The organism is Brevibacillus fluminis, assembly GCF_003710825.1.
In the GTDB taxonomy this organism is placed as follows: domain Bacteria; phylum Bacillota; class Bacilli; order Brevibacillales; family Brevibacillaceae; genus Brevibacillus_D; species Brevibacillus_D fluminis.
Genome location: NZ_RHHQ01000010.1, coordinates 20,302 through 47,179, shown reverse-complemented (window position 1 = coordinate 47,179; position 26,878 = coordinate 20,302). Strand labels below are relative to the sequence as shown.

Sequence of the window (26,878 nt, the reverse complement as noted above, 5' to 3'; positions counted from 1 at the left end):
TAGTAAAAAACAGCCTGTTCGCCAAGCGGGACAACTGTAAAGAACATGAAAGAACGTGTGAAATGCTGGTTTGACAACAGCCCAAAACAGAGGTAAGATAGTCACGTAGCAAATTGAATAGCTGCAAAGGGGAGTAGCTTTAACAGCAAAGTCGTCATGACAGGATGCGAACCATCCTCGGCTTTGTTGGCGATGCCTGACATTGTTAGCAAGACCTTTGCCTATGGATGTGTCTTTGGTGACCCATTTATAGGCAAAGGTCTTTTTATTTGCTTCCAAAACATAGAGATAGGAGTGGGGGTTCATGTTTACACCAGAGTTCTTTTCAGCTTTATCGATGATTATCATGATCAACATCGTCCTGAGCGGGGACAACGCGGTGGTCATCGCCATCGCGAGCCGCAGACTGCCTGCAGCACAGCGGAAGAAAGCGATTTTTACCGGGACATTCCTTGCGATCATCGTGCGCGTCATTGCGACGGTGGCAGCGGCATACTTGCTCAAGATCCCTTTCCTTTACCTGATCGGCGGGTTGATTTTGATCTGGATTTCCTACAAGCTGCTAGCAGAAGAAGAGGATAGCGGCAAAATCAATTCGAGCGACAATTTGATTCAAGCGGTCAAAACGATCGTCATCGCGGATATCATGATGGGGTTGGACAATGTGATCGCCATTGCCGGTGCGGCACAGGGCGATTTGGTTTTGATCGTGCTTGGCCTGTTGATCAGCGTGCCGCTGATGATTTTCGGCAGCCAGTTGATTTTGAAAGCAATGGAGCGTTTTCCATGGATTTTGTACATCGGTTCTGCTGTCCTGGCATTGGCGGCTGCTGACATGATCGTCAATGAGAAGGCGTTGCACGAGATTTTACCGGAGGGTAGCTGGATAGCCAACCTCTTTAAAGTGGCCGTCATCGCAGGGGTGCTGATCCTCGGCAAGAGACAAAGAGACAGCTATGCAAAAAAGAACCAGGAACGAGCCGCGGCTAGCGGAATCGAAGAAACGGCGTAAGAGCCGTGAACGTTTGCGGGACAAGCCCGTGGCCGTTCCTCTCCAAAAAACGTCTTACGCATAAAGAAAAGTCCGGTTACTCGCGAAAGCGGGTTCCGGACTTGTTTTTATTTGTGGGCGAGTGGCCTTATGATTCCGCTGCGTGCGTTGTGCCAGCTGATGTGGCAGAACGGCTGAACCAACGAAACGGATTGAGCGAGAATCGCGATTGGTATCGTTCTTGTCGATGCTTGCGGCGAGTGAGGCTCTGCTGGATGAGATCCAGTTCGAAAGAAACGCGGCGCATCTCCAGCCGGAGCGTTTCTTGCATTTCCTCGATTTCGGTCATTTTTTGTAGAATGGTGGATTGCATCTGTTTGACCGTCGTAATTTGCGAAAGCTCCTGCTTGAACAGATAGAGCGTCTCGCTGACTGCTTGATCCATCTGGTTGAGATCGACCATACCGGGAACCGTTTGACCCAACACAACCATTTGTTCCCCTGCCGCCACTTCCTGCATGGCAAGCATGTCCGACGAGAGTTTTCCTTCTTCCACCAGTTCCTTCTGAATGTCCCGAAGCGACGAGTTGCCGCCTTCTTTCCGTTCTTTTACTTCTTTTAAAAGCGACACGCCGCTCTCGCTGATCAGATAATGGCCCTGCGCGTTTTTCTGTCTCTCATGGGCAGGCACAAACATTTCCAGCCAATTTCGCAACGTGCGAACATGCACATCCAAACGCTCAGCTACTTCCTTGGAAGCCATCCAGACTTGTACGTCCATTCTATCCTCTCCTTTGAGCGACCGAGTATGGAGTCATTATACCACCAAATTTTCCCGGTAGAAGAGAATCGACAAAGGTTCTAAAAACTAGTGAAGATTCGGCTCATTTGGACAGGCTTACGCAGGTTTGTCATTTTCTGGGGATGAGACAGTTTCGCGGAAAAACGTGACGGTGTTGCTGGTTTCCTCATACAGGAGCCACTCCGGTTCCTCGCTTACAACCGCGCCTACGTTGATGCCCCAATAGCGAACCAAGTCCAATTCAATCGGCACGCCGAATTGAATATCCACCTTTTTCGGTTGCCATTGTTTGTTTTGCCACTGTAGTTGGTAGAGCGAGCTGTAATGGGAATGGCCGAAAAAGAGCAGGTGTTTGTCGAGACGTTTCGGATAGGGCGCCCAGTTTTTGTCGTTGACGAATAAATGCCCATGCTCCAGGCGACCGTGCGTAAGCTCGATCACAGGGGGAAGTGTCAGGAAATAACGGAGTTCCTCATCGGTTTCCTCCTTGGGCAGAAGATGGCGTATCCGTTCTTCCTGGTTGCCGACGATACAGCTGACGGATGAAAGCCGTTTGGCGAGCTTGGGATCGTAATCGACAATTTGATCGGCAAAGGCAAACAAAAAATCTTTGACCTGCGATTTCCCTATCTTGCACTCCCATATATCACCGAGACAAAAAATATGATCGACATCATGTGCCTTGATCGCCTTCAGCACTTGTTTGAGATGTTTTCGCTTACCATGGATATCGGACAAAATAGCGTATTTCATGCGGTCAACCCCTTTTGGCTCTGGAACAAAATCGTTATGAGGTATACTTCCCCGTGGTTTGGGCGGAAACCTTCACATATCGCGAGAATTCCGTGAGTAAAATGGAAATAAGGGCGCGCAGGAAAGCGCTTGTGGGAGAAAAAAGGGGAGGCAGGCAATCGCCGTGGATGGAATCATCACTTCATTCCCGTTGTTGATGGCAGCATCGTTTGCCAGCATGATCGGCGGGCTACTCATTTTTTTCAGGAAACATTGGTCCGAAGATTCGCTTATGTCCATGATAAGCATCGGAGCCGGGCTGCTCTTGTCGATCACATTGTTTCACATGCTTCCCCAGGTAGCGGGTAATACACAGCAATCGCTGATGCCGTTCGTAGTGATTGGCTATCTCTTCCTGTTTGCGATCGATCTTGCCGGTCACGGTCGAGGTAAGGCGGACGGAGCAGTGATCGGCTTTGTCATCCATGCCTTCTCCGAGGGCGTATCGCTCGCCGCGGCATTCCAGGTGAGTCCACAGTTGGGGATGTCGATTTTGGTTGCGTTGTTGTTTCACAAAATTCCGGAAGGCATCACAATGGCATCGCTGCTTCTCGCCGTCACGCAACGAAAGCAGACCGCTTTTCTCGGGAGCGTGCTGCTGGGAGTGGCGACGCTTGCGGGAGCGCTTCTAGCTGCAGTGACAGAACGGTTTATCATGACAGCCAACATTACAAATCCACTGCTGGCATTGAGTGCAGGTGTATTCCTGTATGTGTCGACGAGCCATCTGATTCCGCACATTCGTCAGGCTAAGAATATGCGAGCGGGCTTTTATTTTTTCGGGGCTGTGCTTTTGTATATGCTCTTGTCGACCGTGCTGGGGCCAGCGGTACACCATCATCATGTATAACGGCGCAATGTTTTTTCCACTATAAGGGGAGCAAGTCATCCAACTTGAGAGGAGAGTGTGTCCACCAATGAGCACAAAAGAACCAGATAATCAAATGGAAAACGAACAAGGGCAGAAGCAAGAGCCTGAATTTCCATTGCAGGGAACCCCGCTCAACCCGATCATGGGCGAGTGGACCTCTTCGACCTGACGAAAGAATTTTGCCCTTCGGTCGCTGATCCCTTCTCGAAAGCATGTCCGAAATGGTATATAATGGAGGAATGTTGGAGAGGAAAGGGGTCAGATGACCATGAATACCTTGTTGCAGGGCAAAAATATTGTGGTTATGGGTGTGGCCAATCATCGCAGCATCGCCTGGGGAATCGCTCAATCGCTGTCAAAAGCGGGCGCGAACCTGATTTTTACCTATCAAGGGGACCGTTTGCGCGAGAATGTGCTGGAGTTGGCCAAAACACTGGATCAGCCGGAGCAAATCCTGATCAATTGCGATGTCACCCAAGATGATGACATTGCGGCTGCATTTGCACAAATCAAGGAAAAAGTCGGTGTCATCCATGGCCTGGCGCATTGTATCGCCTTTGCCAAAACGGAAGAGCTGGCGGGCGAGTACGTAAATACGTCCCGAGATGGCTACCATTTGGCACAGGACATCAGCGCTTATTCCCTAGTAGCGGTAGCTCGTGAAGCTCGCCCGCTGATGACAGAAGGGGCCAGTATCGTGACGCTTACATACCTGGGAGGCGAGCGCGCCATCCCGAACTATAACGTCATGGGCGTCGCCAAAGCGGCACTCGATGCAAGTGTCCGCTATTTAGCTAACGATCTCGGCAAAGAGAACATCCGGGTAAACGCGATCTCGGCAGGCCCGATTCGCACGCTCGCCGCAAAAGCGATCAGCGGCTTCAACACGATCTTAAAAGACATCGAGGAAAAAGCACCGCTCCGTCGCACGATTGATCAGTCCGACGTAGGCGATACCGCACTCTTCTTATTCAGCCACCTGTCTCGCGGCATCACGGGCGAAATCATCCATGTGGATGCAGGTTACAGCATTGTCGGCAATTAAAATAGTTGAAAGCATAAGAAAACTCCCGACTGCCAAAGCTGGCAATTCGGGAGTTTTTTTGTACAGATGCAACCGCGGCTTAAGCCAAAAGCATGGCGTAGCCAGGTTTTCTAATGGTCGGCTATTTCCCCATTTGGACGCGTAACGTCCGCAGTTTTTGCGTGACGTCCTGATATTGCATTTCTAACTCTTCTTTCAGAGCGGGATCCTTGATCGGCATGCTGAGACGCCCGATGATTTCGCCCTGCTTTGTTTGCAATAACAGCAGATCATCTGCGCCTATGCTTCTCGCGTCATTCCGCGTTTCCTTCCACGCCACATACTGCTGATAATTGCCTTGATAGAAGACGGGGCCATTTTCCTCCCAGACGAGGACATGGTCGGCGACTTTGTTGATAAGAGTGCGGTCATGTGTTGCAAACACGATCGTCCCAGGATAATCGGCGAGCATTTGCTCCAATTCTACCTGTGTAAGCAGGTCGAGGTAATTGGTCGGTTCGTCGAGCAGCAGCAGATTGGCATCGCTTAAAAACACCTTGGCGAGCGCTGTTTTGCTTTTTTCCCCGCCGCTTAGCAGGTGAACGGACTTGCGCACATCAACCTCCTTAAACAACAGGCGGGCGAGAGCGGTGCGAATCAACGTTTCCGATTGGCTGCTGGTGGCTGCTACGTTTGCGAGAATCGTTTGGTTTTCGTCCAAAAGGGAGAGCGATTGCGCGAAATAACCGATCTGGCAGCTTTGGGACACCTGAATGCCGGGGGCACCCTCTGTGATCATGGAAAGCAGTGTCGATTTGCCAGCCCCGTTGCGGCCGACTAACGCCACTTTCATGCCAGGCTTGATCGTACAGGAAAGCTTGTGAAAAAGGGTACGGTCGCCCATGTGTCGGGATACTTGATCGAGCATGATCGCCGCCTTGGCGTGCACTTCTTGATAAGAGGTCGTATCAAACTGGACGCGAGCAATTTCCCGCGGCTTTTCTTTTTTCTCCAGCCGGGCGAGACGAGTCTCCAATGCTTTCGTCGATTTCTCCACCTTTTCCATTCGCTGGCTGGCGCTTTCCTTATACAGCCTCGACTCCGAGCTGCTAAAGCGTTTGGGAATTTTACTCATGCCTGCTGAGCGCTGCCTTTTTTCGACAATCGCCTGACTGAGCCGCTTCCACTCCCGCTGATAAGTGTCGAATTCATCATGCGCACGTTTGCGCCGATGTTCCTTTTGTTCTTGATAGTGGCTGTAATTGCCTTGATATTCGGTTATTACGCCATCCTCAATTTCGAGGATGCGGGTACAGACGGCGTCGAGCAGTGAACGGTCATGCGAGATTAGTACGAGCGCGCCGTCGTAGTCGAGCAACGCTTTTTCCAGCTGCTCGATCCCTTGCATATCGAGATGGCTCGTCGGCTCATCGGCGAACAAGAGCTGTGCGCCTTGCTCAAGCGCATGCGCGATTTTGAGGCGCACCTGCTCCCCGCCGCTCATGCCGTCATGAACATCCGTAATGCCCCAGGTAGCTTTGTGACGAGCGGATGTTTCTGCCGCATCGCCTGGCCCGAACTGGCGGATGAGAGCGGTTTTTGCATAACGCTTTATTTTTCCGGACAGAAGTGGCTCTTCACCTGCGAGCAGGTGGAGCAGGGTGGTTTTGCCGACACCGTTTCGGCCGACGATGCCAACCCGGTCGTGGCGGCGAATCTCCAGCTGCTCGAGTTTGAACAGCTGTCTGTCGCCAAAGCTTTTTTCCAATTGAGTTGCTTCGAGCAGTAACATACACATTCCCCCATGGGTACTTGTTTTTTTAAACAAAAAAGACGTCTATGGCAGACGTCTCGTGAATTAGGTTTTTAGCGCGCAAAAAGGCAGGTTGGATCGTTTTTTTGCACACGAAAAAATGACGCCGCGAACCCTACGCCTTTTTGGGCAAACCAAAAGAAAAGGCGCCAGAAAACCCAGCGCCTGCATGCCATAAATAAAAAACAGGCGCCGGACATACCGGTGCCTGTTGGATTGATTACTGGATGAAGGTAAACGGCAAAAGATGCCGGTACCAATGATGGTCAGGATCGAACCCGGTACATGTTTTCGCTATGAAGTTGTGGTCTTTTGCTAACGAGAACAACTTTCAAGGGTCTGTACCTCCTGAGTACCATCAAAGATTTGGAAACTATTTGCAATATACACGACGATCGGAAATGTTGCAAGCCCTTATAAGCCAGCCATTTCCTTAATGAAGCGGGAAACCCGTGTCTTTCGGCCAAAGCGCTCTTGGGGAATGCCGACGAACAGCTGGTGCCTGGCGCGCGTGATGGCCACATACATGAGCCGACGCTCTTCCTCGATCGCATCGCGCTTGCCGCGCCGCAGCTCGTCCAGCGCGTATTCGTGGGGGAGGGACCCCTCGACCAAATCGAGCAGAAATACCGTGTCGAATTCGAGCCCTTTGGCGCGATGGATGCTCATCACCTGTACGGACGGCTCGGCATTTTGCCGCGCACCGCTGCGGTCACGATTGAGCTGCTGGGTGACGAAATGCAGGAAGCTGTCGATCGTTTCATGTCGTTTGGCTGCGCCATACAGCTGTTGCAGGTCGTCGGTGGCTGCCTGACTTTCCTGCTCAGGACGCTCTTTGTTTTTTTTCTTCACATAGTCGCGGAGCTTGCCGTCCTCATAAATGAATTCCAGCGCTTGTGCCGGTGTCAGCTTCGGCACCTCGTCCAAAATCGCCAAAAAGGCTTTCAACTGTGTTTTTTGAAACGACTTCAACCCAGGCAACCGCGGTAAGACATGGGCGAGCGGGACATCGTCGAGAATCGCCTGGCTGCGGATCGCATTCCACTGGCTTTGTGCGATGTAGAGCGTAGGTAAAACGTCGCGCAAGGCGTCAGCATCATCCGGATTCTTGGCAAGACGCAAATAGCCGAGTCCCCAGCGGACCGCCTGTTTACGGTAAAACGGTTCTTCTTCACCAGTGAAGGCAAAGGGGATTTTGGCTTCCCACAGCCGTTCTACTACAGGGCGAGCCGACTCATGCGTGCGGAACAAGATAGCCATCTGGTCTGCACTCGCACCGTGAGCAAGCTGATGGGTGATCTCATCGACGATGCGGGAGGCTTGCTCCTCCTCATCGTCGGGATAAAACAAATAATTCTCTCCGTCCTCACCGTGAAACGACTTGAGTTTTTTCGCATGTCGGGCCTGGTTGTTACCGATCAGCGAGTAGCCGAGTCCGACGATAGAGGGGCGGGAACGATAGTTGACTTCCAGCGTAATCGTTTGCGCCGTAGGGAAATCGTTAGAAAAACCAAGAATGTACTGCGGGTTGCTGCCGCGGAACGCGTAAATGGACTGGTCGTCGTCGCCGATGACACACAGGTTGTTTTCTGGCGCGGCGAACAGCTTGACGGTCTCGTACTGTACCCGGTTGATATCTTGAAACTCATCGATCATTAGATAGCGAATGCGGCTTTGGTATCGGTTCCGCACCGTTTCGTCCGTCCGCAGCAGTTGGTAGCAGCCGATCAGCATATCGTCAAAGTCGAACCACCGCCCGCGCTGCTTGGCTTCCTCATAAAGCGGATAGAGGGCGAGAGCGGATTGCTCCTCTGCCGTATCGAGTGGGCGGATTGACAAATGCTCGGGCAGCAAATATTCATTTTTCCAGCGGCTGATGATCGAGAGCGCTTGTGACAGCTCGGCCTCGCTAGTAACCGGCGGGTCCATTTGAGCAAGCACACCGCTTTCCCGCAGCAGCTTGAGCTTAAGCCAGTCTTGTTTCAAGAGGCGCTGCGGGTCCCATTCACCTGGACGTTCATGCAGCAAGATTTTAAAGAAAATGCTGTGAAATGTCCCGGTGATCAATCCGTTTAACTGTGCGGGGGAGAGCTGGCCGCGCAGCCGATGCTTCATTTCCTCAGCTGCCTTTGTCGTAAAGGTCACCATCATCAGGCTGCGGGAATCTACGCCTTTTTCCTGGATCAAGTGGGCGGCGCGAGCAGTCATCACGCGGGTTTTGCCGCTCCCAGCGCCGGCCAGGATCAGCAGGGGGCCTTCTGTCGAATGGACCGCGCGCTCCTGCTCAGGATGAAGCGGCTCCTCGCTCTTGTGAGCCAGCTGTTGAATCATTTTGCGGGGAACGAGTCGCTTGCGATAGTCGTGGTTTGCGACTTGGGCGGCCGCCACTTCCGCGAGCGCTAACGCAATCGTCTCATCAGCCTCGCAGGCCGCGGCCTCTTTTCGATGAACAAAGTGCGGCTCGGTGCTGATACCAGCAACAATCGTCACCGGCTGGCTGCAATGGGGGCAAAGCAGCTTGCCTTGCCTGTCCATGTGGCGCCAATAGGCGATCTGGTCATAGTTGTCAGCGGTCAGCTGAATTTGTTTCGTATGTAGGAGAGCTGTTTTCAACTCGTCGTCACCTCAATCATGGCATACTTATCTATCCTAGCAGATGGATGACTGAATGTAAGGGGTTGACGTGGATTTTAAGAGCGTTGATTCGTCGGTGCAGAAAAAAACGGCTGTTGATGTTTGAGGCATCAACAGCCGGATCAGTATGGTTACCATTCATTATTGCGCTTGTTTGAGCAAGCTGTCTTCATTATCTGCGTCCCCTTCTTCCGGCACGTGCGTGATGCCGACACGGGTGATCCGGTGGCTATCAAGCTCAGTGATTGTGAAGACGTAGTTGCGGTAATGAACCGATTTGCCGACAGCGATGTCCTCGTTCAAATGACTGTACAGCCACCCGGCGATCGTATCCACTTCATCGGAGTGAATGTCAACGGATATATAATCGTTCAACTCAGATAACAGGGTTTTTCCTGAAACAGAGAGCTCATCATCATTTGATTTTTCCACTTCCGGGCGCTCATTCTCGTCGAACTCATCCTGGATGTCGCCGACGATCTCCTCCAGAATGTCTTCCATCGTAAGCAAACCGGCGGTACCTCCATACTCGTCGATGACGATCGCGATTTGGGAGCGGCGTTTTTGCATCAGGCGCAGCACATGGCTGATTTCCATGGATTCTGGTACGGTCAAGAGCGGGCGGAGGAATTCATTCAGGTTCACATCGCCATCCGTCAACGCTTTGAGATAAAAGTCGGACGCATGTACGAAGCCGATCAGACGGTCTTTATCCTCATGCGCAACAGGGAAGCGGGAGTGGCGTGAGCTGCGAATAATCTCCAGGTTTTCTTCAAAAGTGTTGTCGTCATACAGGCAAAACATGTCGATACGAGGAATCATGATTTCTCGTGCCAGACGTTCGGAAAAATCAAACACATTGTCGACCAGATCCATCTCGTCCTGGTCAATGTGGCCGCTTTTGTGGCTTTCGTTCACAAGCAAGCGAATTTCTTCTTCCGTATGTGCCGACTCCTGGTCAGTGGCCGGTTCCAATCCCAAACGGCGCAGAAAGAAGTTGGCTGAACCGTTTAAGAGCATGATCGCCGGATAACTGATTTTATAAAACAGGATGAGCGGTGCTGCAGTCCACAATGAGGTGGATTCCGCCTTTTGAATCGCTAATGATTTGGGGGCCAATTCACCCAAAACGATGTGCAAAAACGTAATGAACCCGAAGCCGATGGCAAACGACAAGGCGGAAATGAGATACGCTGGCAAGTGGAACTGGTGCAGGAGCGGCTCAACCACTTTGGCGATCGCAGGTTCACCCACCCAACCGAGGCCAAGCGATGCGAGCGTGATGCCAAGCTGCGATGCGGAGAGGTAAGCGTCCAGCTTCTGCGTCACCTCTTTGGCGTAGCGTGCCCGCACATTTCCTTCGCTGACAAGCTGGGTAATACGAGTTTGGCGCACCTTTACTAGCGCAAATTCTGCTGCTACAAAGAAGCCGTTAATAAAGACCAAAAAGAGAATCAGCAGCAGATTGAAAAGACTCTCCCCTATCGGAATACTGTCCAAGTAGCTCTCCTTGCCCCATGATTTGGAGGGAAGGAGAATTCACCTCCATACGTGATATCAGATTCTCGCTGTTACACAGCATTTTACTAAGTATACCAATAGGAGCAGCACATCGTCAAAAGAGTGGAAATCGTAAGAATCGAGATTACGCTCCAAAATATGACATCTGCGAATGTTATCACCGCTTTGATACCATTCCGACAAAAAAGCGCTGATTTTTTTCGCAGTCAGGAATTTGATGGAAGGGATGCTTCTTGGTATTGTAGAGCAATAAGGGAGGAGGGATTCAAATGGCTGCCATATATGCGCCGATTATGGTGGGTGAACGGACCGGTTTTTTTGCCGGAAGTGTGAATATCGGCATTTTGCTGGGAGAAACGGGTGCGATCCTGATTGATTCCGGACTTGATACGCAAAATGCAAAAAAGCTGAAAAAAGGATTGGACGAAATCGGGCAAAAGCTGGTGGCGATTGTGCAGACGCATGCGCACGCGGATCATTTCGGCGGCAATGCTTATCTGCTCGGACAGTTCCCCGATGCGGTCGTCTACGCTCCGGAGCTAGAGGAGGCGATGATCCGCAATCCGTTGCTGGAGCCGATTTATCTCGGGATGGGAGCGTCACCGTTAAAAGAGCTAAAAAACAAGTTCTTGCTCGCGGAAAGCTCGCGGGTGGACCATATTCTCCCGTCGCAAGGGACGATCACGATCGATGGGATGGAATTGGAACTGCTCGCCCTGCCAGGTCACAGCTACAATCAGATTGGCATTGCGGCTGAAGGGATCTGCTATGCAGCCGACAGTTTCTTCGGCGAGGAAACGCTAAAAAAACACAAGCTGCCATTTCTGGTCGATGCCCGCGAAACGCTGCACAGCTTAGCCAAACTGCAGGCAACGAATTACGAAGGGTATCTGCCCGGACATGGCAGCTTTGAAACATCTGTGGATGCGGTCTTGGAAGCAAACATTCGCTGTCACAAGGAGCTGCTCGATCGAATCGAAGCGTTATATTCGACGGAGGCTACCTTGGAAGAAGGCTTGATGCACATCTGCAATCAATTGGAAATCAAGCTGGATAATCTTTCGGGCTATGTGTTGTTTCGGACGGCGTTCATGGGCTATCTGGTCGGACTTTTGCAGGAAGAGCGGATTAGCTACCGATTCGTGGATAATCAGCTACGCTTCTCGAGCACGAGGCTGAGTTGAGGCCAAGTAATCGGCGACTTCTGCAAGCTTATGCTCGGCTGCTTGCCGAATTTCATCGGGAATTGTTGTAAGCGCTTTTGATTCAAGCGAGGGTGTGCCGAATTTGACAATCACCTCGCCAGTGTGGGGATGATCATGCAAAATATTGGTTGGGATTCGCAAAAAATAGGAGCAGTTCGTCGCGGAATCGTAAATGACCACATCATACATAGGCGGGTGCTCTCCCGCTGCTGGACGGAAGCCTTGTTGGCGCAACAGTTTGTCGATGGAACTCAATGGCTGCGCGACGCTGCGTAAGGTTTTGCTTTTTAAGATCATGCAGATCCCCCTTGAGGCGTCATTTTTCCCCATATATATGAGGAGCAAAGCCCTTTCATACATGCGAATGCATAAATTACGGGAGATCACAGAGGAGGAATGAGAGTGAGTCAACGGGCAGATTTGCATACCCATACGCTCGCTTCTGACGGCACGAACGCGCCGGCGGAAAATGTGCGGCTTGCCAAAAAACAGGGGCTTGCCGCCGTAGCAATTACGGATCATGACACGGCCGCTGGCATCGCGGAAGCGGTGGAGGCAGGCAAGGAAGAAGGCATCGAGGTGATCCCTGGCGTCGAGATCAGCTCGGTTGCCGGTGGACAAGACATCCATGTGCTGGGCTATTTCATCCCATATGAGTCGGCTGAATTGCATGAGCGACTGGCACGCCTGCGAGATGCGCGGCACGAACGAAACAAATTGATCGTCGAGCGCTTGCGGTCACTTGGCATCGACATCACGCTAGAAGCGATTTATGCGCAAAAGCAAGACGTCGAAAAAAATATCGGTCGTCCGCATATCGCTGAAGAACTGGTCCGCTTGGGAGTCGTGGAATCCATCGCTGAAGCGTTCGACAAATATTTGGGCAAAGGCGGTGCAGCCTACACCACGCCCAAGCGAATGACGCCGGAGGAAGCGATCAAATTCATCCGCGAGGTAGGAGGAGCAGCCGTTCTCGCGCATCCAGGCCTCTACGGTGACGACGAGCTGGTGGAATCGCTGATCGTCTACGGCCTGGACGGCATCGAAGTCTGGCACCCCGACCACGATGAAGCCGCACAAGAACGATACCGCAAACTCGGCGAAGAGTACGGCCTGATCCTCACAGGAGGCTCCGACTTCCACGGCTGGCGCGGCGAAGAGCCTTACCACGCCATGCTCGGCTCCAAAACAGCAGAAATGACCGCAGTAGAAAAACTAAGAAAAATCGCATCCCTAAGAAAGGGACGCTAAATCATCAAAAAGAAGAAAAAGTCCCATCGCATCGAAGGGACTTTTCTTCTTCTTTTTTTTATTTTTTCCCTCCTGAACAAAAGGTTGGCGGAGCATTACCACTGCAGCGAAGGGTTTTTGAAAATAGTGGAGCGACCGCCTTTACAATCCCAACAAACCTTGAAAACATCCGCGCAGGGAATTGTAAGAGCGGTGGCGCAACTATTTTCAAAAACCCCATGCCACCACAGCAGCCTCAACCAGCCTTTTGCTCAAACCCTACTCTCTGAATGCCTCAACCCAGGCTTCTCCACCTGAATCGTGCAATGCGCAATGTTGAAAGTCTCCTCCAGCTGATGGATCGCGGTCTGCAGCACTGCCTGACCGTCGGTATCTTCCGTGATCAGCAGGTGGCAGCTAAAGGAATCAAGCCCGGACGTAATCGTCCAAATGTGCATGTCATGCACATTCAAAACCCCCTCGATTTGCTCCAATGTTTGGCGCACTTTTACTTGGTCAACGGTGACAGGCGTCCCTTCCATCAAAACGTGTAGGGCGTGAGCGATCACGTTCCAAGCTCCTTTTAGGATCAGCAAGGCGACAATGACGCTGATGAGCGGATCGGCGACGTACCAGCCGAACACCGACATGATCAGACCCGCTGCGATCGCCCCGACCGAACCGAGTGCATCGCCGATCACATGCAAGTAAGCACTGCGCAAATTGACGTTGTTCTTTACATCGCCTTTGCGTAACAATGCCCAAGCGGAAAGAAGATTGGCGGCAAGCCCGACGAATGCGATGATCATCATCGAGCCGCTGGCGACGACCGGCGGATTCCAGAAACGTTCCCATGCTTCCCAAATGATGAAGCCTGCCACGATGAAAAGCGACACGCCATTGAATAGGGCAGCCAAAATTTCAAAGCGGTAATACCCATACGATTTCGCGGGCGAGGCAGGGCGAGTGGCAAACCAGATGGCAACGATGCTCAGCGCCAAGGAGCTGGCATCGCTAAGCATATGGCCCGAATCGGAGAGCAGCGCCAAGCTGTTCGTGAAAAGGCCCCCGAAAAATTCAAGCAGCATGATGCCAGCAGTGATGATGAGAGCCAGCATCAATCCTTTTTTATTCCCTTCCCGGGCGTGGTCATGGCCATGATGAGCGTGTCCATGAGCGTGCCCGTGACCGTGATCATGTCCGTGATGGGAGTGCGAATGACCGTGCATATGCATGAAAGTCCCTCCTTACTCGTGTTCGATATGATGAATGGCTTGTTTTAAAAGGGTGATAACGTGATCGTCGTCATAGGAATAAAAAAACTGGTTCCCTTGACGCTTAGCTTTGACCAGACGCAAATTTTTCAAATAAGCAAGCTGGTGGGAAACAGCGGATTGCGACAATTCGAGTACTTCAGCGATATGAGACACCGCGCATTCTTCTTGCGAGAGCAGGTGCAGGATTTTGACCCTGGTGGGATCACCCAGCGCTTTAAACACTTGCGCGACAGCTTCGACTGTTTCAGCTGTTAAAAAATGATGAGAAGATTGTTTCATGATAAAAATCCTGCCTTTCATTAAAGTATTTATTAAACTATATGATCATATGCTCATATACAGTTTATTCAACCAAACCGAATTTGTCAATTCCTTCCGCACAAAAAGAAAAGACGCTCCCCTCAAAGGGAACGCCTTCATCAATAGCACTACAGCTTTTTTTCCATGGCGACATGATCGATGCCTGCTTCCACAAACATCTCGCCGACTTGCCCATATCCTAGTTTTTCATAAAAACGCTGCGCATGGCATTGCGCGTTCAGCTTCAGCTTTTCATAGCCTTGCCCACGGGCGGTTTGCTCCAGCGCTTCCATCAGTGCCCGACCAAGGCCCGTCCCGCGCTCAGACCCGGTTACAGCGACTCGCTCGACTTTGCCGATGCCCTCCGCATAGGTGCGGAGACGTGCGGCGCCGACCGGCTGTGTCCCTTTGGTTGCGACAAAATGGATCGTCGGTGAAAGGAACTCGTCGAACTGATCCATCTCGATCTCCTCTGGAACTTGCTGTTCGTCAATAAAAACGGCGCGGCGGACAAAGAAGGCCGCATCTCGATCAGCCTCTGTCTCCGCCACGCGGATGTCATACCCGATGTTCATGATCCGTTACTTGCGCAGCTGGAAGGATTGATACACGCTCCAGATACCGTCCTCCAATTGGTAAATGAGGTGAAAACGGTCGATTTCGGTTTCCAGATCCACTTTCGCCATGGTCAATTGGCCATACACATCTTTCAGCTCGTCATCTGCAAAATCGCGACCGATTGTCAGATGCGGTACGAAAGCGTAAGTTTCCGGACGGCTGGAACAGCACTCAATCACTTGATGGTGCAGCTCTTCAAACGCCTCTTTATTTTGGATACCGAGATAAATCACGTTATTTGTCGGATGGAACGTGCTGAAACGATGGAACTTGGCAGTAAAGCTGTCTGTATGTTCGGCCACCTGCTGCAAATGCTCCACCAGCTCAGGCAGTTTGGCATCATCGAGTTCAAAAGCTTCTTTCAAACGGATGAAAGGTGGGATCAGCGCATACGTTGAATCGTAACGCTTGCGGTATTGGTTCGCAAATTCTTGAACTTTACTAGAAGGAAAAATAACGACACTGTACTTCAAAAAAATCCCTCCTTAGTTATGTTTCACTGTCGAATGGTTTTTATTTTAGCAAATAAATACGAGTTTGTATAATTATAAGTTCACTCGCGCATATTCCGGTTACCCTTTGGCAAAACTAACCGGAGTGGAGGGATTTTGATGAAATTAGCTATTATGATCACGTTCATTTTTTTGGTTCTCCTGACGTTGTCGCTGATTATGTACACATTATTTCGGGTCATCAGGCGGGCGGAATAAGCGAGCGAAAAAGCACTCTCTATGGTGGGAGTGCTTTTTTTCTTCAGCACCTGCCCTCTAGTATGACCAGTTCCGTTCCTTACTAACAAAAGTAGGACAAAAAAGTGGCAAGCGCTTAGCGATAGAAGGTTTTTCGCAGTGTGCGTGCTGCTGATAAATTCTTCTCAATATGAGAAAGTATGCGAAAGAAGGATTTTTCGTGCGAAATCATGCGAAAGAGAATGATAGTTTTGTGATAAACCTATGGTGAAAAAAGAGTAACAGGACGAGAAAAGGCGATTTTATTCAGATTTCTCTAGAAGAACATTGGCATGATTCTTGTAAGTTGATTAACAGAGAGGGAAAAACATGCGTGCAACGGAGGTAGAAAGGAAAAAAGATTCGGTCGCTGCTGCGTGGAGAATGTCGCACTTCGACATCGGGTTCGACATTTTAAGTCTATTGCGGGAAGTAGGGGAATCACGTAGCATGAAAGGAAGTTACCCCTTATCCAGTTCGTGAAGAAAATGGTGCTGCCAAACATGAGAGGAATTGTAAGCAATTTTCGTATTTTTCTTGTACTCTATCGCTGGTTCATCTGCTTGACGATCTGCCTGTTTTACATAACGGCAATACCAGATTCGACACTTTTATTTTTGCTTTTGTCTTTGTTATTCGCTGTGAATATCGTGGTGTCCATCTTACTTTTTCGACCGGTCTCGCAAAAAAAGCAAATCCTGCTGGCTGTTTTTGATAGCTTGATCAGCGCATTTTTGCTAGTGATGACCGATGGGTGGTCGTCGCCGCTCGTCTACCAAGCTTATTCCTCCTTGCTCCTTTTCGCGTTTCAAATGTGGGGAGTTCCCCTGCTTGCTTACGCGTTGCTCTTTTTTTTGACGACCATGTTAGTGCCCACTGATCCGAGCAACGCGATTATTCTTGACGAGACGATGACCAAACAGCTTCATATCATCATGCAAGGCTTCACCTTTGTGACGCTGTACCTGCTCGGCAGCTATGTTGTGTCCTATTTGCTGAAACAGTACCGTAATGCGCTCTTGCTGCTGCGGTTTTTACGGAGCGTGCCTGCGGTTGTCCAAACGGCTGACATCGCGGCGCACGTGGAGGTATTGCTCATACGGATTTTGGAAGTGCAGCACGTTTTCTTTTATGATTCACTCGAACAAGAGCATTCTGGTGAATGGCTTAAGGCTCTCTATCGCACAAAGGTGGTAGAGCAGCAAAGAACAAACGCGTTCCCGCTGCAAAAAGCAGGCGTGGTTAGCCCAACATGTGATCATGAAGATGGTTACTATTACTATCCGCTGCTGGAAAATGGTAGTCTGGCCGGAATCATCGTTATTCCGTTGGAAGAAAAGCGCTCGCTCACACGGACCGATCTCTTTTTTCTGAATGTTGTGTCATGTGTAGTGAAGCTGCATCTCAGGCTCATCTCCCTAAAAGTGGAAACAAATGAAGCAGCGCACAGTTATTTGCGCAAAAAGCTGGCCCAGGACATGCATGACGGACTGGCACAGCAGCTGTTTTTTCTGTCTGCGCAGCTCTTTCGGATGAAGCAAAACATGCAGCCGATCCATAACGACGAGCTTGCAAGCGCAATGGAAGGAATGGAGCAGCAGGTGAAAGAGTGCCATTTGGAAGTGCGGGACGTCATCGCTAATTTGCGCGACGAATACGAGCCCTGCCATATATTTGACGCTGTTCGCAAATTGCTCGGGCGAACGACGGCAAACAGCAGCCTGCATCTGGAGTATGTGACGAGAGGACGAGTGGTAAAGGAAAATGTCTTGGTCGAGGAAGCGATCTATCGCTTCGTGGAGGAGAGCGTCTACAACGTGCTCAAGCATGCAAGGGCCGACGAATTGCACGTCGTGCTCGAAGCAACTGCCGTACAGTGGACGGTAACGGTCCGGGATAATGGCCGAGGGTTTGCTGTTCAGGAGCAGGCGCATCGGAAAGAGCGGTTTGGCTTGATCGGAATGAAGGAGCGGGTGGAACGGGTGGGCGGTACCGTGACCATCCATTCTGAAGCATCGAAAGGCACATTGGTAGTTGCAGTTATTCCGAGATGGGGGTATACAACGAATGGATGAGAAAAAACAGGTTCGCGTGCTGCTGGCAGATGATCATCGCATTGTGCGCGAAGGGATGAAGCTCATACTGGAGTCCGTGCCGAAATACAAAGTGGTTTCTGAAGCGGCGAACGGTGATGAATTGATGCACAAGGCCCTCCTGCTTTCGCCGGATCTGATTGTTTCTGATTTGAAGATGCCTGGTAACCCGGTTTTTGATAGCTGCAAAAAGCTGAAAGAGCAATTGCCCGAGATGAAAATCATGATTTTGACCGCTTTTGACGAAAGCGAAGATATTTATCAGGCGTTGGAAGCGGGAATCGACGGCTATATTATGAAGGATACCATGCCCGAGCAGATTCTCAGTACCATGGAGATGGTGTACATGGGATACTCCTGCTATCAGCCGAAAATAAGCAAACAAAGGAAGCAGGATTCAAAACAGTTGGAGCTGACAGAGCGGGAGCAGGAAATCTTTCAGCTGATCGTCGAGAACTTGAGCAATCAGGAAATTGCGGAGAAGCTGTATATCACCGAAGCAACCGTGAAGACACATGTGAGCAGCATCTTGCGTAAGACGGGTCAACCGAACCGTTCACAGGCCGTCCTGTTTGCGATTAAAAACGGATATGTCAAGGTGCCTACATCATGAGAAGTCTGTATATTCTCTTTACGGAGCGGATCATGTTCGTTGCAGCCACTTTGCTCACCGTCTTTTCCGTTGCGTTGGGTGCGTTGAGGATGATGAACGCCATAGATGTGTTGTATTCGGTCGTTTTAGTCAGCCTCGCCGCATCCGTTATTTTGTGGATTTTGTATGTGCTGCATCGCACTCATTTTTTTGATCTGATCGACTCGATCCAGTTCGCTGCCTTTTCTTTCTTGCTGTTCATTTCCTTGGTTGCTTACAACAATCCGTTTGGCGTACGGGAAATGTGGGCGTTATTCGTGATTTACCTGCTGGTGATCAGCTTTTACCAAAGCCAAAAGATGTTTCTGGTCTGGAGCGGCGCGTGCTTTTTTGCGTATGGCTTCATCGTCTTCAGCGAGCTGCGAATGATGCTTGACGTGTCGACGAAAGAGCAGATGGTCATTTTGGCTTTGTATCGCGCTTCCCTGATGATCGGGGGAATGCTGCTCGCCTTTCTCGTTTTTTCCTACTCGAAAAAACTGAAAATGAGCGTGCAGGTGCAGCAGGCTAAAAAAGAGCGGAAGCAGCTGTATCGTATGGTGCATGCGTTAGTCCCGGTCGTAGAAAGGAAGACCCAAACGTCGCGGGACGAAATCGAGACAATGCATGTGCTGATGAAAAGCATGCTTCGTGCCCTGCGCAGCGATGTCGAAGAATGGGAGCTGCGGATGATCGTTCTGCTCCATTACGTCAGCCGGATCAAATGGCCCGATTATTTTTTCGACAAAGAGGGAAAATTGACGGATTTTGAGTACCAAATGGTGAAAGAGCATTGCTTTTTCGCAAAGGAGTTTTTGCCTGACGAACCGGCGTACCGGCGGATTATCGATGCACTCAGCTTCCATCATGAACGCGTGGATGGCACAGGGTACCCCCATTGTTTGACCGGGGACAAGATTCCGCTATTGTCACAAGTGTTGGGGATCGCCGAATGCTACATTGCTTTGGTTTCTCCGCGGTCTTACCGTGGGATGGTGGAGGCGCAGGATGCATTGAGCGAAATTCGTCTGACCCAAGGCACCGCGTTTGCGGAAGATGTCATCGAGGCACTCGCCGAGACGATCTCTATGGGCAGTGCACACAACAGCCACGAGCAGTCACTTCCGTCAAAAGTAGGTCTGCATCCGCTTAAAAGTGGATAAAAGATCATGCTGGAATGCGATATCCTTTTTTGTGAGCGATTGGTATATTTCGGAAAAAAGAAAAGAGGGTACAAGCAATGCTTTCAAAAAGATGCGATGGATGTCATCGGCAATCTTTCAGCAGCGGTGAGTGGGGCACGTGGATTTGTCCCTATTGCGGGCTTGATATTACGGATACGAAACCGGAAAAAACCGAGAAATCAGGCGGACATCTCTCAACAGCATATGATGTGCGGCACAACAAGCCGACATGTGATGAAAGCTCTGCGTAACAGCCGCAGAGCTTTTTCCTTTTCATCTACTGTCGATGTAGGGAGGGATGGCGACTCATCCTTCAGTATGAGAGGGCACCTGCATCAGGATGAGAGAATATCATCTTTCCACGTCGACAAGTCCTTCTCCTGATGGAAGAGAGAAACCACGATCATGATTACAATGAAGGAAAGGGGGCGGGCAGGGTGAAGCGAACGTTGCTGCGTCAAGTCATTTCAGGTGTGCTTCTTGTATTTGTACTAGTAAACCTGCTCTTTTATACAAGCGCGAAATGGAATGCGGATCATATGCCCGGTGTGGCGAAATGGCGATTTTTGTCCGTGTTGACCGGAAGCATGGAGCCGACGCTTCAAGCGGGCGATCTGATCGTTGTTGAACGCTATGGGACAACGGAACCAAGACCCGGGGAGATCGTCACGTTTTGGGAAGACCAAGCGCATCAATCGGTCATTACGCACCGCATCGTGCAGCGATTACATAACGGTTACCTACAGACGAAAGGAGATGCCAATGTGGTGAAGGATGGGGGATGGACCGCACCTGACCGTGTCGTCGGCAGAATGGTTGCTGTCATTCCGCATTTGGCGAGCATCTATCACTTTTTGCAAAAACCGGCCGTCCTGCTTTCGATGATCGCGGGATTGATTGCAAGCGGCATTTATTCGAAAAGAAGGCTGAAGCAAACCAAAATGGGGGAACTCACATGAAGTGGATGGAAGAAGCAAGGAAGTGGCCGTTAAAACGGATTGCGTATGGTGCTGTGGTCATCTCAACGATCGCAGCCAGCTCCAGTTTTGGCACGTACGCGTATTTCACGGATACGAAAGAGGTAGGGGCTACGTTCGCGTCGGGTACGCTGCACATTGATTTGTCGGAAGAAAAAGCGGCGGAAGCAACCTTTGGCAGCGGGGAAACCGCTTTTATGCCGGGGTCGAGATTGACGAAGGCGTTCGTTCTGAGCAATAAAAGCAGCTCGGCGGTCAAGTATGCGCTGCAAGCGGTGCCGGGCGATGGCGGGGAGAACGCGGTCTATGATCAGCTGATCGTGGACATACGCGAGGCAGGATCGGATACGTTGCTCTACAGCGGAAAAGTAAAAAACTTGAGCCGCGCGAACGTGGTCATTTCCAACTTTGACAAAGATGCGCAGATGACGCTTGACTATACCGTCTCATTGCCGGAAAGCGCTGGCAACGATGTGATGGGACTGACAAGCTCGGTGGATTTCGGCTTTCTTGCAACGCAATCTACTAATAGCGATTATTTTGCGCAGTCGGGACCGGTCATGACGTTGACACCGGAGCAATTTTCCGGACAAGGACTAGGCGAAACGCTGGAGCTGCTGGCAAAGGCCGTGGAGGGTACCACGTTTGTTTTGGGCGAGGGGGAGTACCATCTTCCTGCCAACTTGAAGCTCGGTCAAAACATCCGGCTGCAAGCGGATAAAGGGAAAGAAGGGAAAGTGAAGCTGTATTCGGACGGAGGGGCCGGCGATGCGATTTTGCGATTGGAATTTGCCAGTGTCGACGGTCTTACGTTTATGGCGGGCGCGCAAACAGCGATTGAAGTCGGCTCACATGTGAACATCAGTCATTGTGAATTTTCTGGCGATTTCGATACCGCGGTTCGCGCAAAAGAGCAAGGGGAAGGAAGCGCTATCGTGGATGTGGCGATTAGTCAAAATGTATTTCTGAACAATCGCGTATCGATCGATATGAGTGCGGATGCACAAGGCGTGGTCATTGACCAAAACCGTTTTGAACAGGCAGAGAAAGCCATCCATGTCAAAAACGAAAAGCATGTAGAGCTGCAAGTGACACGTAACGATTTTGCCAAGGTAGGTGGTGTGGCGGTTGAAAGCGATGGTGTGCGGATCGGGGACGGAATCACCGGTTTTTCTGAAACAGACGGTAAGCTGGCCTTGCATCTGCAGCATTTGGACATCTATCTGGCTGACAACCATTATCCAAAGGGTGAATAGGAGCTGGGACACTTGAAACTGCTTGAGAAATGCATGGGCAGCCTGCTGATTTTGGGCGTGACCGTCAGCGTCTGGCTCCACCCAGCGTCAACCTATTCGTGGGCGTGGCAAGAAGCGAAAAGCACGGGTCATGAATTCATTACCGGCGTTCTGGATTTGCAAGGAAGCCGATTTGACGACAATTGGACCGTTATTTCCGGGGGGAATCAGTCTGTCGATTTGTCGCGGATGATTCCCGGAGACGCGCGCAGGCTGGATGTAACGCTGGCGAACGGAGCGAGCACGATCGATTTTGATTTCAAGATTTGCGCAGTCTTATCAGCTATCGATTTGGATGAAGCGCACCTCGCCATGGTCAATAAGCTGGAGAGCGTGATGATGGTTCGGGTTGAGCATGGGGACAAGGTAGTCTATGACGGAACACTTGCCGGGCTCAAGCCGCTGGCGCCAGGCGATACGCCGGTAGCCAATCCGACCGAGGATACGTTTCATGTCGGGGATGCGCAGCGGGAATATCGGATCACCGTGTATTTGCCGCAGACAGGCGTGGGTGAGGGGTATCAGGGAGCGGTAGCCAATCTGACGATTCGGTTTCTGGCGAAGCAGCATACGCTGGATGCCATTTATGCAGAGTGAGGAGGAAGGCGTGTGAAAAAACTGATCATTGCCTTTCCGCTGCTGTCTCTGTTGTTTGTTTCGGTGCCGATACATGGGACGCTTTCCTTTTTCACCGGAGAGAAAAACAAACAGACAGAACTGTCGATTGGCAAAAACGACGATGTATTCCAGACTGCCACGACTGATATCGTGCTGGAGACGGACATTCATAAAACGATCAACATAACGCGGGAAAAGCATGCGAATGGAAGCGTGACGGAATCCAAGGACAGCGACCTTTCGATCCAGGAAGGGGAGCAGACGATCGCGTTTGCCCCACAACGGCCCGGGCTGCTGCTGAAGCCGGAACAGTTAGAAGCAGAAGGATGTTCATATGTGCGTATCGCAGCAGGTGCAGATGACAACACATTTACCATCACCCTTAACGCACATGGACATCAGAGCGAGACGGAAAAAGGGACGCTACATGTGCGGGCGATGGATGGCTTCTATCATTTGCAAATCCCGTTGGTCTGCAAAGTGAAATACACGGAGAACACAGAAATCACGGTGATCGATCCGCCACCAGCGCCAGAACCAGGCACGCCGCCGACTGGCCAGCCAGGTGAACCGGGGGCAGGCACGCCGCCAACCGGTCAACCAGGTGAACCGGGGGCAGGCACGCCGCCAACCGGTCAACCAGGTGAACCGGGGGCAGGCACGCCGCCGACTGGCCAGCCAGGTGAACCGGGGGCAGGCACGCCGCCAACCGGTCAACCAGGTGAACCGGGGGCAGGCACGCCATCCAATGGTCAACCGAGCGATCCGGGAACAGGTACGCCGTCCACCGGTCAACCGAGTGAACCGGGCACGGGCACACCGACAGAAGGTCAGCCGAATGGTCCGGGAACAGGTACACCATCAGATGGCAAGCCAAGCGATCCGGGTACTGGCCCACCGTCAGATAGTCAGCCGAACGATCCGAGTGCAGGTCCGCCATCAGATGGCAAGCCGAGCGACCCGGGCACGCCGTCAGATAGTCAGCCAAGCGATCCGGGGGAAGGCACGCCTACACCGGATACGCCCGAGTCTACACCGACATAATCGGGGTGATCGCAAGCAAATGGCCCAGCGTCACAGCCGGATGTCGATCTTTCCATCAAAAGCCTAACGATGCGCAGACATCGTTAGGCTTTTTTTCATCGTGCGCCGCCAGACAAGCGGAGCTAAGGGTCATCCTTCAGTATGACAGTGGGCGATGGCTCGGTATGACACCATTCGTTTTCAGTCGGAGCGATTGGGAGAGGGCAGGAGGAAGCGAGACCCATCTCCCGTTTCGGGCAAGTTCACTCTGACGCAGGAAGTTGGAACGCGCGAAAAACACTATCATTGTAACTGTAAGCAGCCGCTAGAACCGAAAGGAAAGTGAGGGTTAACGAATGTGCGCTACATAGGCAAAACGCTCTCAATCCTGACGACACTCCTTCTGATCCTAGTGATCGCGTTAAACGGTCTGGTGCTGGTAGGGAAGATGCGGGAGGGCAAATCGGTTTTGATGGGATACGAGCTAATGGTCGTTTTGAGCGGCTCGATGACACCCACCTTTGCCACAGGCAGCATCGTCGCGGTCAAGCCGGTACCGTTTCCGGAAATCAAAAAAGGCGACATCATCACCTTTAAGAGCGATGCAGGCTACACGGTAACCCACCGCGTCGTCGATACCAAAGACGGTCGGCTGGTGACCAAAGGTGACGCCAACCCGGAAAGCGACATGGTTACGGTCGCGCCCGACAAGGTAGTCGGGAAAGTGTCCTTCTGGCTCCCCTACATGGGGTACCTCATCACATTTATGCAATCAAAACTGGGCATGTTTTTGTTCCTTGCGATCCCGGGCGTCTACCTGATCGGCTCGACCTTGGCCCGAATCAAAAAGCTGGCAGTGGCCGAGGAAGAGAAGCGCAAAGGCATACGGACTGCCCATAAGGAGGAGTAACAATGAAAAAGTTGATCAGTACCATTGTCACATGGCTTCTCGCAATCATCCTGATCGTGACCGCCGCAGCGGTGATTATTTCGAAAGCGTCAGGCGGCGAACCCAAATTATTCGGCCTTGAGCTGAAGGGCGTGCTTTCCGGCTCCATGGAACCAACCTTCATGACAGGTTCGATCATCGCAATCAAACCCGGTGGAGACATGACCCGCTTCCAAAAAGGCGACGTCATCACCTTTAAAGTGGATGACAAAACACTGATCACCCACAGAATCGTCGACGTGTTGAAAAATGGCAAAAACGTCTCGTATGTCACCAAAGGGGACAACAACGCCAAGGCGGACCCGACACCAGTCTTGTCTGAAAATGTGGTCGGCGAATACATCGGCATCACGATCCCGAACTTGAGCTACCTGCTCGACTTTATCCGCTCCAAAGCAGGGGCCGTCATCCTGATGATCGTGCCAGGGATCTTCCTGCTCGGCTACTCCATCCTGTCGATCCGCAAAGCGATCAACCAGCTGGAAAGCAAAACAGCCAATCAATAAGCAAGAAACGTTTCAATCCCTTGTTTGCAACTCCTTATGAATTTGAATCATAGGGGTTCAAAAATATAAAAATACAGCCCGTAAGTGGGCAAATTAGAGGAGGAATTATTCGTGAGTTTGAAAAAAGCATTGGGTATGGGTGTAGCAACTGCAGCGCTTGGTATGTCTTTGATTGGCGGAGGAACATTCGCTGCCTTTACGGATACTGAAGATTTGCAAAACAGCTATGCAGCCGGTACGTTGAATCTGGAGCTGAAAAACCTCCAAGGCGGCACAATGGGAACAAATGTATTCTCCTCGACTTTGAAAAACCTGAAGCCTGGCGATAGCGTTTCCCGTACCTTCAAGCTGGTCAATGCTGGTACTTTGTCCATCAAGGACGTAGTATTGCAAGCGACGTATCCGGATAAAGCGAGCGATAATTCGCCTAACTATATCGATGGCACGAACTCAGCCAATCCAAACTACAACAAGCTGGATGCGAAATACAAAGGGGCCGCGTTCAACAACACGGCAGACGAATTCGCTGACCAAATTACGGTGCAAGTCTACGGCGGTGATCTGCCAAACGCCAACAAACTTGTATGGGAAGGCAAACTGAGCCTGCTGAAAACGCTGTGGACACCTGACATCACCGAAAAAACCGACAACAAGAGCCTGCCAGCCATCCCACTCGATGACGATGGCGTAACGGTGAAACTGACCTTTAACGATAAGGCAGGGAACAAATTCCAAGGCGACATGCTCAAGCAAATCAACTTCCAATTCTCTGCGTCCCAGTTTAGCGGCAAGCAGTTTAACGATGGCGACAACATCGACAACAGCAACGCAACACAAACGGATAAGTAAGCAGGGAAAAGGTAGAGGGGCTGCCGGGTGTTTCCTGGCAGCCTTTCCCTTCACAATAAACCGTCATACATAATGCATATTCTTGCCCACAAGAAAAATAGAAGATTTCCCCTCGCGCGGGGAGAGGAGGATAAAAGGGAATGAGTATTAAAGCAAAGGTATCGATGGCAATTTTGGCCGCAGCAGCAGGGCTTTCGCTGGTGGGAGGAGGGACGTATGCGTCTTTTACCGACACGGAGTCTGCTCAAGCTGAATTCGCCGCTGGAACAATTGACCTGCAGGTGAAAAAGCTGAACGGTGACACGCTGGCGACAAATCTTTTCGCATCCAAACTCAGCAACTTGAAGCCGGGCGATAGCGTGGAAAAGCTGTTCAAAATCACGAACGGAGGTACGCTTTCCATTCGGGATGTATTCCTGAAAGCGACCTATACGGAGGGTGATTTTGTCGATGGCGCTGATCCACGTTCAGAAACGTTTGCGAAGTTGGACACGAAAGCAAAAATAAAAAATACGGCGGATGAATTTGCCGATCAAATTGTTGTGGAAGTATTCGGCGGTGACATTTATCCATACAAGTCCGTTTGGAAAGGGACGTTAAAGGAACTGAATCAGGATGCTGTCACGACAGGTGATCTTACCGATCCGACAATCGGCCACAGCTTGCCTGCACTTCCATGGGCCGACGCTGATCCGGTTCGGGTACGGCTCACGTTCAAGGATACCGCTGACAACAAGTTCCAGGGCGATGCGCTTCAAAAGATCAATTTTCAATTGATCGCGACACAGCATTTGGGCACCAATTTTGTCGACGGAGAAAATATCGAATGGTTCAACGGCTCACAGCTTGACGCTCCTAAACCGCGATAGTATTCCAAGGATATTGGAAAAAGCTCGCACACCATCAGGTGATGTGAGCTTTTTTGCGTGTGAAATAGGGCTGTTTCT

General features: G+C 51.0%; 28 protein-coding genes. 18 read left to right on the top strand and 10 right to left on the bottom strand.

Annotated elements, in window-relative coordinates; all coding sequences use genetic code 11:
• Positions 1 to 304 precede the first annotated feature (304 nt).
• On the top strand, positions 305 to 1,012 hold the full coding sequence (locus EDM56_RS13170) for a TerC family protein (RefSeq protein WP_122918384.1): 708 nt from the start codon (positions 305 to 307) through the stop codon (positions 1,010 to 1,012).
• Positions 1,013 to 1,139: 127 nt separating this feature from the next.
• Here EDM56_RS13170 and EDM56_RS13165 read toward each other — a convergent pair whose 3' ends face one another.
• Both EDM56_RS13165 and EDM56_RS13160 read right to left on the bottom strand, forming a co-directional pair.
• Complete coding sequence (locus tag EDM56_RS13165; protein WP_122918383.1) at positions 1,140 to 1,772, bottom strand: MerR family transcriptional regulator; 633 nt, start codon at positions 1,770 to 1,772, stop codon at positions 1,140 to 1,142.
• Between the two features lie 117 nt (positions 1,773 to 1,889).
• Positions 1,890 to 2,546: a metallophosphoesterase family protein gene (locus EDM56_RS13160; RefSeq protein ID WP_122918382.1), complete on the bottom strand. Its 657-nt coding sequence runs from the start codon at positions 2,544 to 2,546 to the stop codon at positions 1,890 to 1,892.
• A 163-nt stretch (positions 2,547 to 2,709) separates the two neighbouring features.
• On the opposite strand from EDM56_RS13160, the gene EDM56_RS13155 reads away from it, so the two are divergent.
• From EDM56_RS13155 to fabI, 3 genes are all read left to right on the top strand, one after another.
• Entirely contained in the window at positions 2,710 to 3,435 is a 726-nt protein-coding gene (locus EDM56_RS13155) for a ZIP family metal transporter (protein ID WP_122918381.1), read from the top strand.
• Between the two features lie 67 nt (positions 3,436 to 3,502).
• Positions 3,503 to 3,625 (top strand): hypothetical protein, encoded by a 123-nt coding sequence (locus tag EDM56_RS32085; RefSeq protein WP_281274956.1) that lies wholly within the window; start codon positions 3,503 to 3,505, stop codon positions 3,623 to 3,625.
• Positions 3,626 to 3,724: 99 nt separating this feature from the next.
• On the top strand, positions 3,725 to 4,501 hold the full coding sequence (fabI, locus tag EDM56_RS13150; RefSeq protein ID WP_122918444.1) for an enoyl-ACP reductase FabI: 777 nt from the start codon (positions 3,725 to 3,727) through the stop codon (positions 4,499 to 4,501).
• 121 nt (positions 4,502 to 4,622) lie between these two features.
• Here fabI and abc-f read toward each other — a convergent pair whose 3' ends face one another.
• From abc-f to EDM56_RS13135, 3 genes are all read right to left on the bottom strand, one after another.
• Positions 4,623 to 6,272, bottom strand: coding sequence for a ribosomal protection-like ABC-F family protein (gene abc-f / locus EDM56_RS13145; protein WP_122918380.1), 1,650 nt, complete (start codon positions 6,270 to 6,272; stop codon positions 4,623 to 4,625).
• A gap of 435 nt (positions 6,273 to 6,707) precedes the next feature.
• On the bottom strand, positions 6,708 to 8,906 hold the full coding sequence (locus EDM56_RS13140) for a UvrD-helicase domain-containing protein (protein ID WP_122918379.1): 2,199 nt from the start codon (positions 8,904 to 8,906) through the stop codon (positions 6,708 to 6,710).
• 162 nt (positions 8,907 to 9,068) lie between these two features.
• Positions 9,069 to 10,427, bottom strand: coding sequence for a hemolysin family protein (locus tag EDM56_RS13135; RefSeq protein WP_122918378.1), 1,359 nt, complete (start codon positions 10,425 to 10,427; stop codon positions 9,069 to 9,071).
• A 290-nt stretch (positions 10,428 to 10,717) separates the two neighbouring features.
• Here EDM56_RS13135 and EDM56_RS13130 point away from each other — a divergent pair, with 290 nt between their 5' ends.
• Positions 10,718 to 11,632, top strand: coding sequence for an MBL fold metallo-hydrolase (locus EDM56_RS13130; RefSeq protein ID WP_246009369.1), 915 nt, complete (start codon positions 10,718 to 10,720; stop codon positions 11,630 to 11,632).
• On the opposite strand, the gene EDM56_RS13125 is transcribed toward EDM56_RS13130, so the two are convergent.
• Complete coding sequence (locus EDM56_RS13125; RefSeq protein WP_122918377.1) at positions 11,603 to 11,950, bottom strand: hypothetical protein; 348 nt, start codon at positions 11,948 to 11,950, stop codon at positions 11,603 to 11,605. The genes EDM56_RS13130 and EDM56_RS13125 overlap by 30 nt on opposite strands.
• Positions 11,951 to 12,055: 105 nt before the next feature.
• Here EDM56_RS13125 and EDM56_RS13120 point away from each other — a divergent pair, with 105 nt between their 5' ends.
• Positions 12,056 to 12,904 carry a PHP domain-containing protein gene (locus tag EDM56_RS13120; protein ID WP_122918376.1) on the top strand — a complete coding sequence of 283 codons (849 nt, stop codon included), beginning with the start codon at positions 12,056 to 12,058 and terminating at the stop codon, positions 12,902 to 12,904.
• A gap of 251 nt (positions 12,905 to 13,155) precedes the next feature.
• On the opposite strand, the gene EDM56_RS13115 is transcribed toward EDM56_RS13120, so the two are convergent.
• The 4 genes from EDM56_RS13115 to EDM56_RS13100 all read right to left on the bottom strand — a co-directional run bounded on the left by EDM56_RS13115 (position 13,156) and on the right by EDM56_RS13100 (position 15,551).
• On the bottom strand, positions 13,156 to 14,112 hold the full coding sequence (locus EDM56_RS13115) for a cation diffusion facilitator family transporter (protein ID WP_122918442.1): 957 nt from the start codon (positions 14,110 to 14,112) through the stop codon (positions 13,156 to 13,158).
• An 18-nt stretch (positions 14,113 to 14,130) separates the two neighbouring features.
• Positions 14,131 to 14,439, bottom strand: coding sequence for an ArsR/SmtB family transcription factor (locus EDM56_RS13110; protein ID WP_122918375.1), 309 nt, complete (start codon positions 14,437 to 14,439; stop codon positions 14,131 to 14,133).
• Between the two features lie 149 nt (positions 14,440 to 14,588).
• Positions 14,589 to 15,035: a GNAT family N-acetyltransferase gene (locus EDM56_RS13105; RefSeq protein ID WP_122918374.1), complete on the bottom strand. Its 447-nt coding sequence runs from the start codon at positions 15,033 to 15,035 to the stop codon at positions 14,589 to 14,591.
• 6 nt (positions 15,036 to 15,041) lie between these two features.
• Complete coding sequence (locus EDM56_RS13100; protein WP_122918373.1) at positions 15,042 to 15,551, bottom strand: 2'-5' RNA ligase family protein; 510 nt, start codon at positions 15,549 to 15,551, stop codon at positions 15,042 to 15,044.
• A gap of 758 nt (positions 15,552 to 16,309) precedes the next feature.
• On the opposite strand from EDM56_RS13100, the gene EDM56_RS13095 reads away from it, so the two are divergent.
• The 12 genes from EDM56_RS13095 (at position 16,310) to EDM56_RS13040 (ending at position 26,800) form a co-directional block, all read left to right on the top strand.
• The gene (locus EDM56_RS13095; RefSeq protein WP_183192421.1) at positions 16,310 to 17,881 is read left to right on the top strand and encodes a sensor histidine kinase; all 1,572 of its coding nucleotides are present in this window, start codon (positions 16,310 to 16,312) and stop codon (positions 17,879 to 17,881) included.
• Entirely contained in the window at positions 17,874 to 18,512 is a 639-nt protein-coding gene (locus tag EDM56_RS13090) for a response regulator (RefSeq protein WP_122918371.1), read from the top strand. Before EDM56_RS13095 ends, EDM56_RS13090 begins: the two co-directional genes overlap by 8 nt.
• Positions 18,509 to 19,693, top strand: a complete 1,185-nt coding sequence (locus EDM56_RS13085) for an HD-GYP domain-containing protein (protein WP_122918370.1) — start codon at positions 18,509 to 18,511, stop codon at positions 19,691 to 19,693. Before EDM56_RS13090 ends, EDM56_RS13085 begins: the two co-directional genes overlap by 4 nt.
• Before the next feature lie 6 nt (positions 19,694 to 19,699).
• Positions 19,700 to 20,098: a hypothetical protein gene (locus EDM56_RS13080; protein WP_122918369.1), complete on the top strand. Its 399-nt coding sequence runs from the start codon at positions 19,700 to 19,702 to the stop codon at positions 20,096 to 20,098.
• A gap of 53 nt (positions 20,099 to 20,151) precedes the next feature.
• A complete protein-coding gene (locus EDM56_RS13075) occupies positions 20,152 to 20,673 on the top strand; it encodes a signal peptidase I (RefSeq protein WP_183192420.1) in 522 nt (173 codons plus the stop codon).
• Positions 20,670 to 21,947, top strand: coding sequence for a TasA family protein (locus tag EDM56_RS13070; protein ID WP_122918367.1), 1,278 nt, complete (start codon positions 20,670 to 20,672; stop codon positions 21,945 to 21,947). Before EDM56_RS13075 ends, EDM56_RS13070 begins: the two co-directional genes overlap by 4 nt.
• A gap of 12 nt (positions 21,948 to 21,959) precedes the next feature.
• Positions 21,960 to 22,583, top strand: coding sequence for a hypothetical protein (locus EDM56_RS13065; protein ID WP_122918366.1), 624 nt, complete (start codon positions 21,960 to 21,962; stop codon positions 22,581 to 22,583).
• 12 nt (positions 22,584 to 22,595) lie between these two features.
• A complete protein-coding gene (locus EDM56_RS13060; RefSeq protein WP_122918365.1) occupies positions 22,596 to 23,648 on the top strand; it encodes a hypothetical protein in 1,053 nt (350 codons plus the stop codon).
• A gap of 337 nt (positions 23,649 to 23,985) precedes the next feature.
• A complete protein-coding gene (locus EDM56_RS13055) occupies positions 23,986 to 24,537 on the top strand; it encodes a signal peptidase I (protein ID WP_122918364.1) in 552 nt (183 codons plus the stop codon).
• Between the two features lie 2 nt (positions 24,538 to 24,539).
• Complete coding sequence (gene sipW, locus EDM56_RS13050; protein ID WP_122918363.1) at positions 24,540 to 25,082, top strand: signal peptidase I SipW; 543 nt, start codon at positions 24,540 to 24,542, stop codon at positions 25,080 to 25,082.
• Positions 25,083 to 25,193: 111 nt separating this feature from the next.
• Positions 25,194 to 25,931: a TasA family protein gene (locus tag EDM56_RS13045; RefSeq protein ID WP_122918362.1), complete on the top strand. Its 738-nt coding sequence runs from the start codon at positions 25,194 to 25,196 to the stop codon at positions 25,929 to 25,931.
• A gap of 140 nt (positions 25,932 to 26,071) precedes the next feature.
• A complete protein-coding gene (locus EDM56_RS13040; protein ID WP_122918361.1) occupies positions 26,072 to 26,800 on the top strand; it encodes a TasA family protein in 729 nt (242 codons plus the stop codon).
• Positions 26,801 to 26,878: the final 78 nt, after the last annotated feature.